The sequence below is a fragment of the Synechococcus sp. R5-15 genome, assembly GCF_047462035.1.
GTDB lineage: Bacteria > Cyanobacteriota > Cyanobacteriia > Thermostichales > Thermostichaceae > Thermostichus.
Genome location: NZ_JANSIK010000148.1, coordinates 1 through 2,484, shown reverse-complemented (window position 1 = coordinate 2,484; position 2,484 = coordinate 1). Strand labels below are relative to the sequence as shown.

General features: G+C 57.6%; 3 protein-coding genes. 1 reads left to right on the top strand and 2 read right to left on the bottom strand.

From position 1 onward, the window contains the following. Positions 1-164: 164 nt before the first annotated feature. Both NW839_RS11900 and NW839_RS11895 read right to left on the bottom strand, forming a co-directional pair. Positions 165-689 carry a DUF192 domain-containing protein gene (locus tag NW839_RS11900; RefSeq protein WP_414352063.1) on the bottom strand — a complete coding sequence of 175 codons (525 nt, stop codon included), beginning with the start codon at positions 687-689 and terminating at the stop codon, positions 165-167. Positions 690-761: 72 nt separating this feature from the next. Further along, positions 762-938: a hypothetical protein gene (locus NW839_RS11895; protein ID WP_414352062.1), complete on the bottom strand. Its 177-nt coding sequence runs from the start codon at positions 936-938 to the stop codon at positions 762-764. A 36-nt stretch (positions 939-974) separates the two neighbouring features. Here NW839_RS11895 and NW839_RS11890 point away from each other — a divergent pair, with 36 nt between their 5' ends. After that, the gene (locus NW839_RS11890; protein WP_414352061.1) at positions 975-2,306 is read left to right on the top strand and encodes a serpin family protein; all 1,332 of its coding nucleotides are present in this window, start codon (positions 975-977) and stop codon (positions 2,304-2,306) included. The last annotated feature ends 178 nt before the right edge of the window (positions 2,307-2,484 follow it).

Below are 2,484 nucleotides of genomic sequence, written 5' to 3'. Positions count from 1 at the left end.
CCGTACTGAACATATTATACATTATTTTCAGTATAGTTGAGCTTATTATTGACTAGAGTCATGCTCTTCTGTAGGCTTAGTTAGCAACCCTCAAAAATCATCGCAAAAATTCTTCAAAAGATCATCTTCGAGCCCGTCTTCCTTGTCCCCAAGGGAGGTAGAAATCAAGGGGCTGCGGGCTGAAGCTCTCGGATCTCGACCGGATCTCCAACGGCCAAACCCAAAGCGGCAGCCGTCCCGCCGCGAAACTCCAGCACACCGTCCACCAACTGGGAAGGAGGCGGCCCATAGGTGGGGCAGGGTTGGGCGGGGCAGCCGGGCACATCGGCGGCAATGTACACCACCTTGCCTTGGTGAAGGAAAATGATGTCCAGGTTGATCAGGGTGTTGAACATCCAAAAAGAAGCTGGCTGGGGCGGATCAAAGGGAAACCACATGCCCCGATCCGGCGGCAAATCGGTGCGAAACATCAGGCCCAAGCGCTGTTGCTCAGGGGTGCGGGCCACCTCTAGCTCAAAGCGTTGGCCGGCAAGGGTGACTTCGGCTTCAACCGGCAGTTGCTGGGGCTGCCCTATGGCTGGGGGGGATGGAGAGATGGCTTCGGTTACCTGAGTTTGTGAGGCGGGAGATCTCTCCGTGGCAGCAGTACATCCCAAGCCGGATCCCAGGAGCAGTAGAGCCAGGCCCAAGGCGACTCTGCACCCTTTTGGAACGTGTATCGTGAACAGAACCATGTGGCGCTCTCCTGTGCAGGCTTCATCCTATCGCGCCGGACGCTGCTGCCGCGACTTGACCAGCCAGACGCAGGAAGTTCCCCCCTGGGAGGGCCTTGCCAATTCTTGCTTGCCGGAAGCTGCCTGCGTCTTTCCACCTTGAGCGCAGCGGAAATGGCGTCCCTGGGCAAGAGCAGCCCGCAACCGACCCGATAGCATAGCCATAGACTTTATCGTTCCCCACCCTGCCAGGAGAGCCGTATGAAAGACCCTTTCAATTTCAATTTCAATAGATTCAATAGATCCTCGGTGAGCCGGATCCCGCTTCTGGCTCTGCTGGGTTTACTGAGCCTGGGCCTCTGGCCCACTCACGGGATGGGATCCCGTTCACAGGAAACCCCGGTGCGGATTCCCTTTGAGCCAACGGTGACCTATGGGGAAGGGTATGGGGAAAAGACCGTGGCCCAACAAGCCCAAAGCCGCTTTGCGCTGAAACTGTTTGATCACCTGCTCCGGCAGCAGCCCCAAGAGAACCTCTTTTTCTCCCCCTTGAGCATCCGCCTGGCCCTGAGCATGCTCTACAACGGCGCCTCTGGGGAGACTCAAACGGCAATGGCCGAGGTGCTGGAGGCACAGGACCTTTCCCTCAATGAGTTGAACTGGAGCAATGCCCAAATGGTGGGCTGGCTGGCGGAGGGATCCCCGGCAGGAGGGCCAGTCCAGGTGCAAATGGCCAACGGCCTCTGGGTGGATCAAACCCTCACCTTACAGCCCCAGTTTTTGCAGGCTTTAGCCACCTACTACCAAGCGGTGGTGAATCGGGTGGATTTGGGATCCCGGCAAACGGTGAACCAGATCAACGGCTGGGTGGCCGAGCGCACCCAGGGCAAGATCAACCGCATTGTGGATCGCCTCAGCCGCGAGGATTTGATGGTTTTGCTCAATGCCATCTACTTCAAAGGCGAGTGGACTCAGCCCTTCGATCCGGAGCGCACCCAAACTCAGCCCTTTACTCGGTTGGATGGCCGCCGCGTCCGAGTACCCATGATGGTTCAATCAGGTCGTTACGACTACCTGGAAACCGAGCAGTTGCAGGTGGTGAGCCTGCCCTACGGGGAAGGAGAACTGGAAATGCTGATCCTGCTGCCCAAGAAGGGAGTGAAGCTGGAATCGCTGCGGGCAGAGCTGAGCCCGGAAACTTGGCAAGAATGGACGGGATCCCTGCGCCCCCGTGCCGGTTCGGTACGGATCCCGAGATTTGAATTGGCTTATGAAACGGATCTCACTTCCGTTCTGCAGCAGTTGGGCCTGGGAGTTGCCTTTTCCAACCGAGCTGATTTCAGCCAGATGACCCCAGAGCCAGCGCGGATCAGCAAAGTCCTGCACAAAGCAGCAATTGAAGTGAACGAAGAGGGATCCGAGGCGGCAGCCGCTACTGGGGTGATCGTCTCCCGGACTGCTGTCGACCGGCAAGAGCCCTTTCAATTTGTGGCAGATCGGCCCTTCTGGTTTGCCATTGTGGCCTCCGGATCCGGCGGCAACCCAGCGGCCCAAACCGTGTTGTTCATGGGATCCCTGGTGGATCCTGAATAAGGGGATCCCTCAGGGCAGCTTGCTGACTTCTTACCGGGCGTGCAGATCGCTCTTCAGCTAGAAATCGCAGGAGCCCCGCACTGTACCCGTAGGGTCAGTGCCGGGAGAAATGCGCTTTGATGAAGTACAATGAACTTATGAGCCAAGTCCTGACCATATCCTGTAAGCTCAAGGCGTT